The sequence below is a fragment of the Brevundimonas sp. genome, from assembly GCF_041648115.1.
Classification (GTDB): Bacteria; Pseudomonadota; Alphaproteobacteria; order Caulobacterales; family Caulobacteraceae; genus Brevundimonas.
This window is the reverse complement of record NZ_JBAZPR010000001.1, coordinates 16,233-29,621: the sequence shown is the minus strand read 5'-3', so window position 1 is coordinate 29,621 and position 13,389 is coordinate 16,233. Positions and strand designations below refer to the sequence as shown.

Here is a 13,389-nt window from a genome sequence, read left to right as displayed (position 1 = left end):
GCGCTCCAGCACCTGACGACGTCGCGGAAGCGGCCTACGGGGATTGAAGACCGATTCGAGCCGATCGGGCGACTACGTTCCTTCGGTGGGATAATAGTCCCGCGGCTCGATTTTGACGTCCAGCTGCAAGCGTTCCGCCAGCTCTTCCATTTCTCTGCCGAGGACATCATTGAAGGGTTTGAGGCCGGAGGACCGCAAGCGTGGAGAGGCAGCTTCGAGGGACTCGATGATTGGTCGGATCTCGTCTTGCAACAGACGGTCGAGATGTTCCGGAGGCGCCCCGAGCGTCTCGAAGAAGTCGATCAAATCCTCGCCCGTGATGTCGTCGAAGGTTTTGGCAGCCCCGATCTGGAAGGCGAGCTCGTGGGTGTACTCCTTACTGAGTCGGATCGGCAGCAGGTCATAAAGCGGCGCGAACCGCGGGGCGCCAGGCCCGTCGTAGAGCACCGCGTGATTCTTCGCGTGATTGTCGGTATTGCCGATACACAGATTGAAGACGGTGGCGCGGAGGAACGCGAGCCGCGCCGCCTGAGGGTCTCTCGTCCGGTCCAGGACAGTGAGGGCGGCTTCGACGTCGAACCAACGGCCGGGCTTTCCGCGGCGTTGGTATTTGAGTTCTGACGGCAGGCCCAGCGCCTGGGCGAAGTCCTCCTGATGAATTCTTGTCACGACGCCGTTGCGGACTTGGCGGTCAAATCGCGCGATCAGAAGCGCATCGACCTCGCCGATCTTGATGGCTGTCGGTATCGAGACGTCGAGCCCAGCGGCCGAAGCCAGGATAGCGGCGGCTTCCTCGTTTCGGGTGTCACGGGCGTCGCGTCGTCCGGGCACCTTCAAAATATGGGTCGTAGGCACGCGAGTTCCCTCGCGAGGCAGCGCGAATGCGCCGCCAGGAAGCACAGTCAGCGCGATCTTGCTCTGAACGCCGGCAACAGGAGACGGATCCGCGACCTCTACGGGAAGGCGGCGCTCGTCGCGCAGGGATTTGGCGATGCGTAAAAGGGCGCGATCTTCAAGCGGCTCGTAATCCTCAGTCAGGACTCCGGGACTTTTGATGGGCGCGGCGCCAGTCGGCACACAAGAGACGCTGCCGGCGCAGTCCGCGCCCAGATGTTTGAGAAGGCCGACCACGTCGTCTCGCGCCAAGCCTTCACGCTCCATCACCCGCTGGAGTTGGGCATTCTCCGGCAGCAGATTGGCGAAGAAGGCGCGAGTTTCGATGTCGCCGAAGGCTTCCATGTCGACAGGAAGCGATAGTGAAAGAGACGGTCCCCCGGCGCTGGCGTAGTCCGCATTGTAAAGAAAGGCGGTGTCGCCATGTGACGTTCGAGCCAGTCGGCCGGCGGGACGGGGAAATCCGTCCATCCACACATCCAGGACTTCATCCGCCATCGTTCATCTCGGCAGTCAGTACTATCCGAAGGGCTTGGCAGACGGCGAGCGCCTTGCCGAGTTCCGCGGTGGTTTTCCCTGCCTCAAGATCGCTGACGAAACGGCGGCCAACATGCGCCCTCGCCGCAAGCTCCTGCTGACTGAGCCGCAAAATCTGTCGGCGAATCCGAACGACTTCGCCCAGCGCGGCGACGTCACTGATCCGAGCTGCAGCAAGCTTGGGTAGCGAGGGATCAGCAAGTCCGCTGGCGGGCGATTCGGCTGCGTTGATCGTAAGCGCCGGCTGGGCCTGCAAAAGGCGGAGCGCAGCCGTAGAGGGCTTTGATCGCTCTGAGGGCGACGGCTTCTCGCCAGCGCGGGGCGCTGGGACGCTTCTGCCGCGTGATCCGGTCAACAAATAGGGGGCGCTAGGGGTGTCTTGTGGACCGGCGAGCGCTCTGAGGGCGTTTAAGGTGGACGAGTATTTGACCAGACGACTCTTGCCCGTACCCTTCTCAGGCTTGAGCGCTGTTCCGTAGTGCATCCCCGCGATCGAGCGCGGCGGCGTTTTCACGGGGGGGGACTTGCTCATGACTCAACGCTCCGGATCAGTCTTATCGACGATCGTGTGCCAGACTGCAACCTCTTTGTTCCTGTACGGGATCATATTGTGCTCGCTGCGTCGGCAGAGGCGGTTTTTGGCTTCGTTCTTAATGCCCCATGGGCCAGGCCAATCGCCGTCTGCGCGCCCTTTATTCGAAGGGGCCCCAGCCGCAGTCCGTTCCTGTCGAGCTGTGCGTCTATCGGCGCCAACTACAATCCTGCTGTCGTGGCGCCGGCGACCCCGAGGATGACAGAAGCCGGGATTGCACGCATGAAGCCGGGGACGGGCGCACTGAACTTGAAGGCGAGCCCATCCCGTTGATGTGGTTACATCCTGTCGGACCGGAATCCCGAGGTTTGCCCAAGCCCCCGCTCCTCGCCTGATAGAAATCGCAACGTGTTGTCGGCGCAGGCGATCGGCTCTTTTTGAAGCCCCGCCAGGCTCTCGCAACTTACGGTGACTTGGCAGGCCAAAATCCTCTTGCCGTTGAACGCTTTCAAGTCTGGGGGCGGAGACTTCGGACGACTTGCAGCTAACTCTTGCGCAAGTCGTTGAAAAACATCAGAAAAAATGTTTGACGTCTGTGGATAAGTCTGTTTGCAATGAGGTGGGACGGGGTGAAAAGCCCTGACATTTCAGGAAGCAGACGATGCGTGGACATCTTTCACGCCGCCTCGGCGGCGCAGCGATAACCTGTGCCTTGCTGGCGGCGGGACCGGCCTTCGCCGGCGGATCCGGCATGCCTTGGGAAGGCCCCCTCCAGCAGGTGGTCCAGTCGATCACGGGACCTGTGGTCCAGGCCGCCGCAGTCGTGGCCGTGGTCGTTTTCGGGGCCGGGGTCGCCATGAGTGAAAACGGGTCGTCGATGAGACGCGGCCTGGGCATCATGTTCGGCCTTTGCATCGCCTTCGCCGCCTCCACCTTCTTCCTCGACTTCTTCGGCTTCGCCGGCGGGATGGAGATCGCGTGATGGCGGCCGCCGGCGATCCCCGACCTGAAGGCTGGGACCTTCCCGTGGCCCAGGCGCTCGCGGCGCCGGTGCTGATGGCGGGCATGCCCCGCGAATACGCCATCGCCATGGGGACCATCGCCCTGGTCTTGGGCCTGGCCCTGCGCATCTGGTGGCTGGGTCTCCTGTGGTGGGCGGCCGCCCACGCGATCGGACTGTGGGCCGCCCGGTCCGATCCTCGCTTCTTCGACGTGCTGAGGCGACATCTCGCCCTGCCCGGTCACTTGGACGCGTGAGGGCGGGATGCGGTTTCTAGACGACCATCAACGGCGTCCCGCCAGTCTGGCGGACCATCTGCCCTGGGCGGCGATGATCGCGCCGGGCGTGGTTCTCAACAAGGACGGTTCCTTCACCTGCGGCTTTCGCTTCCGCGGTCCGGATCTCGACTCCTCGACGGAGGAGGAGCTGATGGCGGTGCGGGCGCGACTGAACAATGCGCTGCGTCGTCTGGGAACGGGATGGTGCCTCCATGTCGAAGCGCGCCGCAGACCCGCGGCCGCCTATCCCGAGAGCGACTTCGACCTCGATGTCGCCTGGCTGATCGACGCCGAACGGCGCAGCCGCTTCGACGAGGCCGATCCCGCCTTCGAGACCGACTACCGCCTCGCCCTGACCTGGCTTCCGCCGGTCGATAACAGCCGGCGAATGGAACGGTGGCTGTTCGATGGGCTCGCGGCGCGCTCCGGCGACTGGCGACTGGCGCTCGAACAGTTTCGTCGCGAAGCCGCCGCCACCTTCGACCTGCTGACGGATGCGCTCGACGAGATCGAACGGCTGGATGACGCCGCCCTGTTGTCGTGGCTTCATGACGGCGTGTCGGATCGAACGCTCACCCTGACGCCGACCGATCCGCCCATGTTCCTCGATGCCTGGCTGGCGGATACGCCCCTGACGGGCGGGGTGGCGCCCCGCTTAGGCGACCTCTGGCTCAAGGTGGTCTCCGTCCGCAGCCTGCCGTCGATGACCCGGCCGGGCCTCCTGGATGCGCTGGGCGCGCTGCCCTTCGCCTATCGCTGGACCGCCCGCTGGATCGCGCTCGACAAATCGGCCGCAGAGTTGGAGATCGTCAAGCTGCGCAAGCGCTGGTTTGCGAAACGCAAAGGCGTGGGCGTTCTGCTGCGCGAGGCCATCACCAAGGAGGAGACGCCCCTTCTCGATACCGACTCGGTGTCCAAGACCGAGGAATGCGACGGCGCCTTGGCGGCCCTTGGGTCCGGCGCCTGCGCCTACGGGTATCTGACCGTGACGGTCACCGTCCTCGACGACACCGAAGCGGGGGCCGCGAACAAGGCCAGGGCGGTGGAGGCGGCCCTGAACGCTCAGGGCCTGGTGGCGCGGATCGAGGACCTCAACGCCGTGGAGGCGTGGCTGGGCTCACAGCCGGGCGAGCCCTATGCCGATGTGCGTCGGCCTCTCGTTTCGACGCTGAACCTGGCGGACCTCCTGCCCGTTTCCGCCGTCTGGGCCGGTCCGCTGGACGACACCGCGCTGGCGGGGCCTCCGCTGGCGACGGCGCGAACCACGGGCTCCACCCCCTTCCGGCTCGTTCTCCATGTCGGGGATGTCGGTCACGCCATGATCGTCGGCCCCACCGGGGCCGGAAAAAGCGCCTTGCTGGCCTTTCTGGCGCTGCAGTGGTTTCGCTACCCGAACGCCAGGGTGGTCTTCTTCGACAAGGGCCGGTCCGCACGGGCGGCGACGCTCGCCGCCGGCGGATGCTGGCGCGCCCTGGAGCCGGGCGGTGCGGTGTCCCTGCAGCCGCTGGCCGCCATCGACGACCCGGCCGAACGCGCCTGGGCGGCGGAATGGCTCGGGGAGGCGATCCGGTTCGCCGGCCTGGAGCCCGTGCCGGAACTGCGCGAGGAAATCTGGTCGGCTCTCAACGCCCTTGGCGAGGCGCCGCGCGATCAGCGCACCCTCACGGTCTTCTGCGCCCTGGTGCAGCACCGCGCCATCGTCGCCGCGCTGGAGCCGCTGACCCTGAAGGGACCCCACGGCAGTCTGCTCGACGGCGCCGACAGCGGTCTCCGCGTCAGCCCGTTCGACACGTTCGAACTCGAAACCCTGATGGCGACGCCATCGGTCACGGCCCCCGTCCTGTCCGCCCTGTTCCACCAGCTTGAGGCCGGATTCGACGGGCGGCCGACCCTGCTGGTTCTGGACGAGGCCTGGCTGTTCCTGGGTCAGGGGGCCTTCGCCGCCAAAATCCGGGAGTGGTTGAAGACCCTGCGCAAGAAACGTGTGGCGGTCGTGTTCGCCACCCAGAGTCTGGACGACGTCGCGGCGTCCTCCATCGCCGCCACCCTCATCGAAAGCTGCCCCACCCAGGTCTTCCTGCCCAATCCCCGGGCGCTCGAGCCCGCCTCGGCCGCGCTCTACCGCGCCTTCGGCCTGACCCGGCGGCAGCTCGAGCTGATCGCCTTCGCCCCGCCCAAGCGCGCCTATTACTGGCGTCAGCCCAAGGGGCGGCGCCTGTTCGATCTGCGCCTGACGGGCGTGGCCCTGGCCCTCTGCGGCGCAGGCTCTCCCGAGGACCAGCGACTGATCGACACGGTCCTGGACACGGTCGGCCCGTCCGGTTTCGCGCGGGGGTTTCTCAATGCCAAAGGAGTGCGCAATGTCGACGCCGTTCTCGACGCCTACGCCCGACCGCTCGCCGCGGACTAGGCGCCTGATCCTCACCGCCGCCGTGGCGACCCTGGCCACCGTCTTCTGCGGACGGCCGGTCGCCGCCCAGATGGTGGTCTATGACCCGCGCAACCATCTTGAAAACGCGCTTCATGCGGCCCGCCAGCTTGAAAGTCTCGCCAACGAGGCGCGCAGCCTGGCGGCGTCGCCTTACAGCCACCTGACCCAGAACAGTCAGACGCTTCAGGACATGGCGGCCTTGGCGCGCAGCGCCCAAGGCCTGGCCACGACGGTCTCGGGCCTCGAGCGTCAGTTCGACAGCCTCTACCCCGACGATCCGTCCGCCTCCGGCGTCTTGGATCTGATCGCGCAGGGACAGGCGCGAAGCGACGCCGCCCGGCGCACGGCCGGCGATCTGGCGCGTCACGCCGCCGAGCTGGAGCGGCTGGGCGACGGCCGATCAACCCGTCTGAGCGGCGCCCTGTCCGCCAGCCAGTCGGCCCAAGGTCAGACGGCGGCGGTGCAGTCCTCCAACCAGATCCTTGCGGTGCTGGCGGAGGATCTGGCTGCGCTTCGAGGCATCATGTTGGCCCAGTCACGGCTGATGGCGGAACAGGCGGTTCGGGCGGAGGCCGATCGCGCGGCCGGCGATGCCGCGCGACGCCAGGCGTGGGGCGGACCGACCGCTGTCCCGGCGCCGCCCCGGTTCGATCCTCTGGCTCGCGCGCGGGACTGATCCGATGGCCGTCGGCATGGACACGCCCAACGAACTGATGGTGGTGTTCTCGAACACCGTCTCGGCCGGGTTCGCCGCCCTGGAAGGATCGGTCGCGGGCGTCTTCGGCCTGATGATCGGTCTGGTCGTGGCCCTGACCGGCATCCAGTGGGCGCTGTCTCCCAATCGCGACGTCTTGGCGGCAGGCTTCGGCAAGGTGCTTCTCGTCGGCGCCTTCGCCTGGCTGATCAACGACTGGCAGCAGTTGGCGGAGACGCTCTACGCCGGCTTCATCGAACTGGGCCTGACGGCGGGCGGGGGCTCCCTGTCCCGCGATGACTTCCTCAATCCCGGAGCCGTGCTCGCGCAGGGCTGGGCGATCGTCAAGGCGATCGGGGAGACGCCGAGGGCGGTGGACAATCCCCTCGATGTCGTCGGCAATCTGGCTGACGCCCTGATCCTGAGCGTGGCCATGATCGGCGTCATGCTGGCCTTCGCCGTGCTGGCGCTCCAGATCATCGTCGCGCTTTTGGAGTTCAAGATCGTCACCCTCGGCGGCTTCGTCCTTCTGCCGTTCGGGATTTGGAGCCGCACCGCCTTCCTCGCCGAGCGGCCGCTTGGGTACGTCGTCTCGTCCGGCCTCAAGGTCCTGGCCCTGGCGATCGTCGTGTCGGGCGCAAGGACCGTCTTCGATCAGCTTCAGCCCTCGACCCAGCCCGACATCTACGAGGCGCTCAGCCTCCTGGTGGCGGCCATTCTTCTGGCCATGCTGGCGATCTTCATCCCAAACCTTGCGTCCGCTCTCGTTACCGGCGGACCTGCACTCGGCGCCGGGGCGGCCATGACCGGCGGTCTCGCCGTCGGGGGCGCCGGGCTCGTCGCCGCCGCAGGTCTCGCCGGGTTGGGAGCCGCAGCAAGCGGGGGCGCCGGGCGTATCGCCGGGTCCTCCCAGGCGGCTGCAGGGGCGGGTGCGAACCGGTCGGCAAGCCCGCCCGCAGCGCCGCCACGGGGCGGTGGTCCATCCGGATTTCCATCTTCGGGATCGGGCAAGCCGGGACCCGTCGACGGCGCTGCGCCGCGTGGGGGGACGCGCACGGATGCGAAGGGTCCAGACAAGGCGGCGACGTCGAGCGAGGGCGCCGATCCCTCCGCTGGCGCTCAGCGGCCGCAGCCCCGCCGCGACCGCGAAGCGGCGGCGGCGAACACCGCCTTCCACAAGGCGGCCGCCGCAGAGGGCGAGGGGGGGCGAGCCCCTTCACAGACCCGGCGCGGCCGCGCCCTTCAAGCCTTCTTCGTCGCCAACGCCGGTCGCAGTCTGATGCCGTCCAGCGAAACGAGCGGCGTCCTCTCCCCCCGTCTGAACACCGAGGAGACGTGAGATGCATCCCTTCTTTCGATCACGGCGGCCTTTGACCTCCGCGCCGGACTCCACGCCCTATCAACGGGCGGGCCAGGTGTGGGACGATCGAATGGGCCTGTCCCTGGCCCACGCCCGGAACTGGCGCCGGTTTGCGGCGGCCAACCTCGCCCTGGCTGGGTTTCTCGGCGCGGGCTGGTGGGTCCAGGCCGATCGGGCCGTCGTCAAACCCTATGTGGTCGAGGTCTCGGACTGGGGCGAGACCCAGCGGATCACCGCCGTCGGCGGACGCTACGAGCCCACCGACGCCCAGATCGGCTACGCCCTCTCCGGATGGATTCGCGATGTCCGGTCCAAGAGCATTGATCCGATCGTGCTGCGACAGAACTGGCTGCGCGCCTACGATCTGCTGACGCCCAAGGCCGCCGGCTTTCTCAATGGCTGGGCTCAGGCGCACGACCCGTTCGCGGACGTGGGACGCGAGGCGGTCAATGTGCAGGTGCTGAACGTGGTGCGTCGGTCCGGACGCACGTTCGATCTGCAGTGGCGTGAAACCCGCTTCGTCAACGGCCAGCCGGCGGGCGGCGCCCGCTGGCGCGCCCTGATCACGACCACCCTCCAGCCGCCCCGCACCGAGGCGGAGCTGATGAAGAATCCCTTGGGCCTGAAAATCGAGGATGTGTCATGGACACCCGACGCGTCGTAATCGCGACCGCCGCTGCAGCGAGCATGATCGGGGCGCCGACCGCCCTGGCGTCCCCCGCGGGCAACCCTGCCGAGCCGCGACCCTACCTGTCCGTGTCCGCCGAGACGCCGCGACTCGGGCGACGCGCCATCGCCGAGGCCAATCAGGAGGCGCGCACCGCCTCGCGCTCCGACCGTTTTGAAGGCGGAGTGCAGGTGTTCGGCTGGGCGCCGGGACGTATCTATGAGGTCTGGACCGCGCCGCTGAGGGTGACGTCGCTCACCCTGGCGCCGGGCGAGGCGCTTCTGTCCAAGGCCGCCGGCGATACGGTGCGCTGGCAATTGGGGGAGGTGCGTTCCGGCGGCGCGGCCGACGGGCGGGTGCACGTTCTCATCAAACCCCTGCAACGCGGTCTCGAGACCAATCTCATGCTGATGACCGATCAGCGAGTGTATCTGATCGCCCTGCGCAGCGGACCCGTCGAGACCTTCAATCCGGCGGTCGCCTGGGATGTCCCCCGTGTTGAGCCTGCGCCCGAGCCCGCGGCGGAGGCGCCGGCCGTGCAGGGCCCCGTCACGCCGTCAGGACCGCTGAACGCGCGCTACCGAATCGAGCCTGTGGGACGTCGACCCGCGTGGACGCCGACGGCCGTCTTCGACGACGGCCGCCGCACCTTCATCGCCTTCGCGCCGGACCTGGCCCTTTCCGAAGCGCCGGCCCTGTTCGGCCTGGGATCGAGCGGTGACGCGCAGTTTCTCAACTATCGCCAGGCCGAAGGCGTGTTCATCGTCGACCGGCTTCTGGATCAGGCCGAGCTTCGCCTGGGCGACCGACGGCCTCAGGTGGTGCGGATTCGACGGCTGGGCGCGCGGCCATGACCCTGCCCCCACCGCATAACGCCTCCGCTTCCGTCAAGGCGCCGGCGCGCGGTCTGAACGGTCGCGCGCCGCGACCTCCGGTCGTGCGCCTGCGTCGGTCCGTGGTTCAGATCGTGGTCGGCGCCGGCTGCATCCTGCTGGCCGGCTCCCTCGCCTGGGCCTTCGTCATCCAGCCGGAACTGCGCGACGCGGCCCGGTCCCGGGCTGTCCAGGAGCGGGACGATCCCCATCAGGGCGCCGTCAGGCCCGCCGATGTCGTGGTGGAACAGCCCGCCAGCTACGATCGGTTGCCGGAGCCTCGCGGAGCCGGGGAACGGCCCGAGGCCGAGGCCGACCCGCCGGGGCCGACCCTCCCGGCGAGACCCGCCTATGCAAACGCGGCGCGCCCAGGGGCGATTTCGAGCGGCGGCCCCGATCCCCGCCAGCTGGCGGTCCGGTCTGCGATCGTCTTCGGGGATGACGCCCGTCGAACCGATACGGCGCAACCGGCGCCGGTCGCGCTCCGATCTTCCGGAGGCTCTGTGCGCCATCCGCCCGGCGCGACGTCGGAAGGAGAGGCGGTCTACAACCGCCACGTCCTCACCGCGCCGCGTTCGCCTTATGAGATCAAGGCGGGCGCCCTGATCCCAGCCGTTCTGCTCACCGCCGTGGACACGAGCCGGCCGGGCCCGGTCATCGGGACGGTGACGCAGAATATCTACGACACCGTGACGGGGCGTCATCTCCTGCTGCCTCAGGGGACGCGTCTGATCGGGCGTCATGAAGGCGACAGCGCCTATGGCGACCGCCGCGCCTTCCTCAGCTGGGAGCGGTTGCTCCTGCCGAACGGCAAGAGCCTGGTGCTCGACGCCGAACCCGGGGTCGACGCCCAGGGCGCGACGGGGGTCGCGGGGCGGGTCGACCGGCGTCTCGGCGACCTGGCGATCTCGACTCTTTTCGCCGGCGCCGTCACCACCCTGGGACAGGCGGCGCGGGATGAAAGCGGGCGGGGCGGCGGGTCCTTCCTGGGCGATGCCGGCGACGCCGCCGCGATCGAAGGCGCCCGTGTCGGCGGCCGCCTGATCGATCGGGAGCTCGACGTCCGTCCGGCGATCCGCGTCAGGGCCGGCGGCGCGGCGCGGGTGCTGATCACCCGCGATCTTATATTGGAGCCTTATGCGCCATGATGCAGATCCTGACCTTGAAAGGCTGGGGCGTTTTGGCGGGGACGGGCGCCCTCGCCGGGCTGCTCGCCTGCGCCGCCGCCGTTTGCCCGGACGTCGCCCTTGTCAACGAAAGCGCGAGCCTGCCGCGCGGCCTCTACGTGCGGCAGCCCGGCGCCCGCCTCGAACGGGGCGCCGTCACGGCTGTGGAACAGCCACAGGCGGCGCGGGCCTATCTGGCCGAACTGGGCGCGCCCCCGGACATGTTGCTCATCAAACGGGTCGCGGCGCAGGGTGGTGATCGGGTTTGCCGGGATCGCGACCGGATCCGCCTGCCGGCGCAGGTGGCGGCGGTGGCGCTGAACGACCGGCGGGGCGCGACTCTGCCGGTCTGGTCAGCGTGCCGGCGCCTGTCGGCCGACGAGGTGTTTCTGCTCGGGGACACCGACACGAGCTTCGATAGCCGGTATTTCGGGCCGGTCCGACGCTCAGACCTGCGCGGCGCCTACCGTCTGGTGCTGACATGGTGAGGCGGCATCTCGACGTCCTAGGCCTTGCGGCGGTTTCGGCGCTGATGTTTGCGCCATGGCCGGTCGGGGCGCAGACGGCGGACTGGCGTGCGGCCGGCGGCGATCTGTTCGGCGACCACACCCTGATCGAGCGCCCGGCGGATCACGGGAACGAGGCGGTTCGCCTGCCCGAACTCGACCCGCCCTTCCGGGAGGCGATGAGGCAGGCGGCGGCGCGGCACAATATCGACCCGAAGCTGCTTCAGGCCCTGGTGCTGACGGAAAGCGGGTTTCGACCCGACGCGGTCTCGCCGGCCGGCGCGGCGGGCCTGACCCAACTCATGCCCGGCACAGCCCACGACCTGGGGGTCGCAGATCGATTCGATCCCACCGACAATCTTCTGGGCGGCGCGAACTATCTGGCGCAGCAGCTGACCCAATTCCAGGATCTCAGGCTGGCTTTGGCGGCGTATAATTCAGGGCCGGCGCGCGTCGCGCGTCTGGGACGGGTGCCGCGGATTCCGGAGACGGAGCAGTATGTCGCCACCGTGATTGAGTGTTTTCTCGCCTTGACGGCCGGCCGGGACGTGCGTTCGTCGCGGGCCTGCAGTCGACCGGAGGGGCGGCCATGATCCCCGAACCCATCGACGCGGCAGGCCTGGACGATGGCGCGAACGACCTGCTGACCCGCAAGGAGGCGTCCGCCTTCCTCGCGGCGTTCGGCATCCGGCTCAAGCCCGCCAGTCTGGCGCGGCTCTGGTCGGTCGGCGCGGGCGGTCCCCCATGCCGGCATGTGCGCGCGAAACCCTATTATCCACGCGGGCTTCTGCGGGCTTGGGCGCTGTCTCAGGTGTCCGAGCTCAGAACCGGCGCCCCGGCCGCTGCGAGAGGGCGCCGCCATGGATGACGCAAAGGACGTGGACATCGGCGGCCCGGGCGACCGGATGCTGAACTGGCGCGAGGTCCAGGCCATTACCGGCATCAGTCGCACGACAGTCTGGCGGCTTCAACAGATCGACGCCTTCCCCAAGCCCGTCTCCCTGTCACCCGGCCGAGTCTGCTGGTGGGAAACGGAGGTGATGGCCTGGAGGCGGTCGCGCCCGACAGCGGCCTTCCGACCGCCGGAACGCCCGCGTCTGCCCGGCATGCCGAGACGGCCGAAGTCCGGCCCGGTGGCGCAGGCGGCGGATCGGAAATCCGAGCCCGCGCCGCCAGAGCCTGAGGCGAGGGCGCGATCCAGAGGGCGCGGCCGTTCAGTCGCGCCCAATCAGATCGACTTCGGCTTCTGAACCGAAGTCAGTCTCACTGATCATCGACTGCCGTCAGGTGAGGTGGGCTTTTCCAGCGCAGCGCTGGCTGTAAGCCCTTCGCCGGCCCAAGAGCGCTTGGAAACCGGACGGCCGGCGGTAGAGGCGCCGCTGAAGCGACGTAGGGACGAAGAGGTCGGATGGCGAAGTCATCCCGGACGCGGCTCTAGGGCCTATTTCATCCCCTTCGAAGGGTCGTCACCCGGTGTATTGGGATCGATCTCTTTGTCTCGCTTTGCGCCGCGTAGGTAGCCGTAAACGATGACGCAAAGCAGGATCGCGGGTCCGCCGATGACGACGAACCCCCAGGGGAAGGTTTCCATCAGGCGTTCCTCCGCTGTGCGGTTGTCGAGATGACAGATGCGGCAGCGCCGCCGTCCCCATGCGGACGCGTCGGACTGGCCGTACCGGGGGAACCGGAGATGGGTCCCTCGTGGCCTGGCGTTTCGTCAGTCGCGTAAGTCCGGCCTTCCTGAAGTCGGCGGGTGGTTGGATCCGGACCGACCTGACCGCCGGGGCCAATGCCGCCGGCTTGAAGCTGTTGCTCTTCCGGGGTCGTATCCAGACGACGGCCCTTCGCGACACCTGGCGGCAGGGCGGCTTCGGCTTGCTGATCGGTTTTCATCGGCCCCGCAGCTCCTGTTCGACAGCATCGGCCTGATCGCCGACCTTGTCGACGGCTTGGCGTAGGCGTTCCTCGCTCACGCCGAACTTGGCCGCCCAATCTCGAACTTCGTAATCTTCGGTCAAACTGATGCGCCGGCGATCCGCGCCGCCGCTTTTGGATTTGTCGTCCGTCACGATTTTCTCCTTCTTTGACCGAGGAAAAACTCAGCAATCCACCACCTGTTCCTGTGTCGGGTGTCGGTCAATCGATATGCCCGCGCTGCAGACCGTCGAGGATGATGGGATCCGTCGGGGAGGCGACGGTCTTCAAGGCGAAGGCGTTTTCGATGCACTCCAGCTCCACGCCCGCGCGCGAGTTGAAGAGGGTCGTCCGTCTTCCCAGGGTCAGGTCAGTCCTCTGCACAGAAACCCCGCACGGCGGTTTTAAGACGTGGCGTGGAGTGTTGGCGACGCCACTCTCCTTGGCGTGAGAGCCCGGGCCGTCAGCGCTCAGAAGCGGGCGGCTCTCTCGCTTCGCGGGCGCTATACCAGGCCGGGAACCAAATGAGCCCAAGTCC

Annotated in this window: 17 protein-coding genes; 12 read left to right on the top strand and 5 right to left on the bottom strand. The window is 67.9% G+C overall.

What is annotated here, in order from left to right:
* Positions 1–72 precede the first annotated feature (72 nt).
* Both WC597_RS00170 and WC597_RS00165 read right to left on the bottom strand, forming a co-directional pair.
* Entirely contained in the window at positions 73–1,392 is a 1,320-nt protein-coding gene (locus WC597_RS00170) for a HipA domain-containing protein (RefSeq protein WP_372691202.1), read from the bottom strand.
* Positions 1,382–1,963: a helix-turn-helix domain-containing protein gene (locus WC597_RS00165; protein WP_372691201.1), complete on the bottom strand. Its 582-nt coding sequence runs from the start codon at positions 1,961–1,963 to the stop codon at positions 1,382–1,384. The genes WC597_RS00170 and WC597_RS00165 overlap by 11 nt, the downstream gene beginning before the upstream one ends.
* Positions 1,964–2,624: 661 nt before the next feature.
* Between WC597_RS00165 and WC597_RS00160 the strand changes: the two genes are divergently transcribed.
* The 12 genes from WC597_RS00160 to WC597_RS00105 all read left to right on the top strand — a co-directional run bounded on the left by WC597_RS00160 (position 2,625) and on the right by WC597_RS00105 (position 12,187).
* Positions 2,625–2,945, top strand: coding sequence for a TrbC/VirB2 family protein (locus WC597_RS00160; RefSeq protein ID WP_372691200.1), 321 nt, complete (start codon positions 2,625–2,627; stop codon positions 2,943–2,945).
* A complete protein-coding gene (locus WC597_RS00155; RefSeq protein ID WP_372691199.1) occupies positions 2,945–3,220 on the top strand; it encodes a VirB3 family type IV secretion system protein in 276 nt (91 codons plus the stop codon). Before WC597_RS00160 ends, WC597_RS00155 begins: the two co-directional genes overlap by 1 nt.
* Before the next feature lie 7 nt (positions 3,221–3,227).
* A complete protein-coding gene (trbE, locus tag WC597_RS00150) occupies positions 3,228–5,651 on the top strand; it encodes a conjugal transfer protein TrbE (protein ID WP_372691198.1) in 2,424 nt (807 codons plus the stop codon).
* On the top strand, positions 5,602–6,348 hold the full coding sequence (locus WC597_RS00145; protein ID WP_372691197.1) for a conjugal transfer protein TrbJ: 747 nt from the start codon (positions 5,602–5,604) through the stop codon (positions 6,346–6,348). The genes trbE and WC597_RS00145 overlap by 50 nt, the downstream gene beginning before the upstream one ends.
* A gap of 4 nt (positions 6,349–6,352) precedes the next feature.
* Positions 6,353–7,705 (top strand): type IV secretion system protein, encoded by a 1,353-nt coding sequence (locus tag WC597_RS00140; RefSeq protein ID WP_372691196.1) that lies wholly within the window; start codon positions 6,353–6,355, stop codon positions 7,703–7,705.
* 91 nt (positions 7,706–7,796) lie between these two features.
* Positions 7,797–8,390 (top strand): conjugal transfer protein TrbF, encoded by a 594-nt coding sequence (gene trbF / locus WC597_RS00135; RefSeq protein WP_372691195.1) that lies wholly within the window; start codon positions 7,797–7,799, stop codon positions 8,388–8,390.
* Positions 8,369–9,247: a TrbG/VirB9 family P-type conjugative transfer protein gene (locus WC597_RS00130; protein ID WP_372691194.1), complete on the top strand. Its 879-nt coding sequence runs from the start codon at positions 8,369–8,371 to the stop codon at positions 9,245–9,247. Before trbF ends, WC597_RS00130 begins: the two co-directional genes overlap by 22 nt.
* Positions 9,244–10,413: a TrbI/VirB10 family protein gene (locus WC597_RS00125; RefSeq protein WP_372691193.1), complete on the top strand. Its 1,170-nt coding sequence runs from the start codon at positions 9,244–9,246 to the stop codon at positions 10,411–10,413. Before WC597_RS00130 ends, WC597_RS00125 begins: the two co-directional genes overlap by 4 nt.
* Complete coding sequence (locus WC597_RS00120) at positions 10,410–10,919, top strand: S26 family signal peptidase (RefSeq protein WP_372691192.1); 510 nt, start codon at positions 10,410–10,412, stop codon at positions 10,917–10,919. The genes WC597_RS00125 and WC597_RS00120 overlap by 4 nt, the downstream gene beginning before the upstream one ends.
* A 44-nt stretch (positions 10,920–10,963) precedes the next feature.
* The gene (locus WC597_RS00115; RefSeq protein ID WP_372691191.1) at positions 10,964–11,530 is read left to right on the top strand and encodes a lytic transglycosylase domain-containing protein; all 567 of its coding nucleotides are present in this window, start codon (positions 10,964–10,966) and stop codon (positions 11,528–11,530) included.
* Positions 11,527–11,805: a hypothetical protein gene (locus WC597_RS00110; protein ID WP_372691190.1), complete on the top strand. Its 279-nt coding sequence runs from the start codon at positions 11,527–11,529 to the stop codon at positions 11,803–11,805. Before WC597_RS00115 ends, WC597_RS00110 begins: the two co-directional genes overlap by 4 nt.
* Positions 11,798–12,187, top strand: coding sequence for an AlpA family phage regulatory protein (locus tag WC597_RS00105; RefSeq protein WP_372691189.1), 390 nt, complete (start codon positions 11,798–11,800; stop codon positions 12,185–12,187). The genes WC597_RS00110 and WC597_RS00105 overlap by 8 nt, the downstream gene beginning before the upstream one ends.
* A 191-nt stretch (positions 12,188–12,378) precedes the next feature.
* Here WC597_RS00105 and WC597_RS00100 read toward each other — a convergent pair whose 3' ends face one another.
* The 3 genes from WC597_RS00100 to WC597_RS00090 all read right to left on the bottom strand — a co-directional run bounded on the left by WC597_RS00100 (position 12,379) and on the right by WC597_RS00090 (position 13,235).
* A complete protein-coding gene (locus tag WC597_RS00100; RefSeq protein ID WP_372691188.1) occupies positions 12,379–12,528 on the bottom strand; it encodes a hypothetical protein in 150 nt (49 codons plus the stop codon).
* Positions 12,529–12,826: 298 nt separating this feature from the next.
* The gene (locus WC597_RS00095) at positions 12,827–13,006 is read right to left on the bottom strand and encodes a DUF3606 domain-containing protein (RefSeq protein ID WP_372691187.1); all 180 of its coding nucleotides are present in this window, start codon (positions 13,004–13,006) and stop codon (positions 12,827–12,829) included.
* A 67-nt stretch (positions 13,007–13,073) separates the two neighbouring features.
* The gene (locus WC597_RS00090) at positions 13,074–13,235 is read right to left on the bottom strand and encodes a hypothetical protein (protein WP_372691186.1); all 162 of its coding nucleotides are present in this window, start codon (positions 13,233–13,235) and stop codon (positions 13,074–13,076) included.
* Positions 13,236–13,389 lie beyond the last annotated feature (154 nt).

Coding starts and splice junctions, on each gene's coding strand:
- WC597_RS00110 (WP_372691190.1), top strand. CDS start 11,527: ATGATCCCCGAACCCATCGACGCGGCAGGCCTGGACGATGGCGCGAAC.
- WC597_RS00155 (WP_372691199.1), top strand. CDS start 2,945: ATGGCGGCCGCCGGCGATCCCCGACCTGAAGGCTGGGACCTTCCCGTG.
- trbF (WP_372691195.1), top strand. CDS start 7,797: ATGGGCCTGTCCCTGGCCCACGCCCGGAACTGGCGCCGGTTTGCGGCG.
- WC597_RS00105 (WP_372691189.1), top strand. CDS start 11,798: ATGGATGACGCAAAGGACGTGGACATCGGCGGCCCGGGCGACCGGATG.
- WC597_RS00140 (WP_372691196.1), top strand. CDS start 6,353: ATGGCCGTCGGCATGGACACGCCCAACGAACTGATGGTGGTGTTCTCG.
- WC597_RS00145 (WP_372691197.1), top strand. CDS start 5,602: ATGTCGACGCCGTTCTCGACGCCTACGCCCGACCGCTCGCCGCGGACT.
- trbE (WP_372691198.1), top strand. CDS start 3,228: ATGCGGTTTCTAGACGACCATCAACGGCGTCCCGCCAGTCTGGCGGAC.
- WC597_RS00100 (WP_372691188.1), bottom strand. CDS start 12,528: ATGGAAACCTTCCCCTGGGGGTTCGTCGTCATCGGCGGACCCGCGATC.
- WC597_RS00115 (WP_372691191.1), top strand. CDS start 10,964: ATGTTTGCGCCATGGCCGGTCGGGGCGCAGACGGCGGACTGGCGTGCG.
- WC597_RS00120 (WP_372691192.1), top strand. CDS start 10,410: ATGATGCAGATCCTGACCTTGAAAGGCTGGGGCGTTTTGGCGGGGACG.
- WC597_RS00130 (WP_372691194.1), top strand. CDS start 8,369: ATGGACACCCGACGCGTCGTAATCGCGACCGCCGCTGCAGCGAGCATG.
- WC597_RS00125 (WP_372691193.1), top strand. CDS start 9,244: ATGACCCTGCCCCCACCGCATAACGCCTCCGCTTCCGTCAAGGCGCCG.
- WC597_RS00165 (WP_372691201.1), bottom strand. CDS start 1,963: ATGAGCAAGTCCCCCCCCGTGAAAACGCCGCCGCGCTCGATCGCGGGG.
- WC597_RS00160 (WP_372691200.1), top strand. CDS start 2,625: ATGCGTGGACATCTTTCACGCCGCCTCGGCGGCGCAGCGATAACCTGT.
- WC597_RS00170 (WP_372691202.1), bottom strand. CDS start 1,392: ATGGCGGATGAAGTCCTGGATGTGTGGATGGACGGATTTCCCCGTCCC.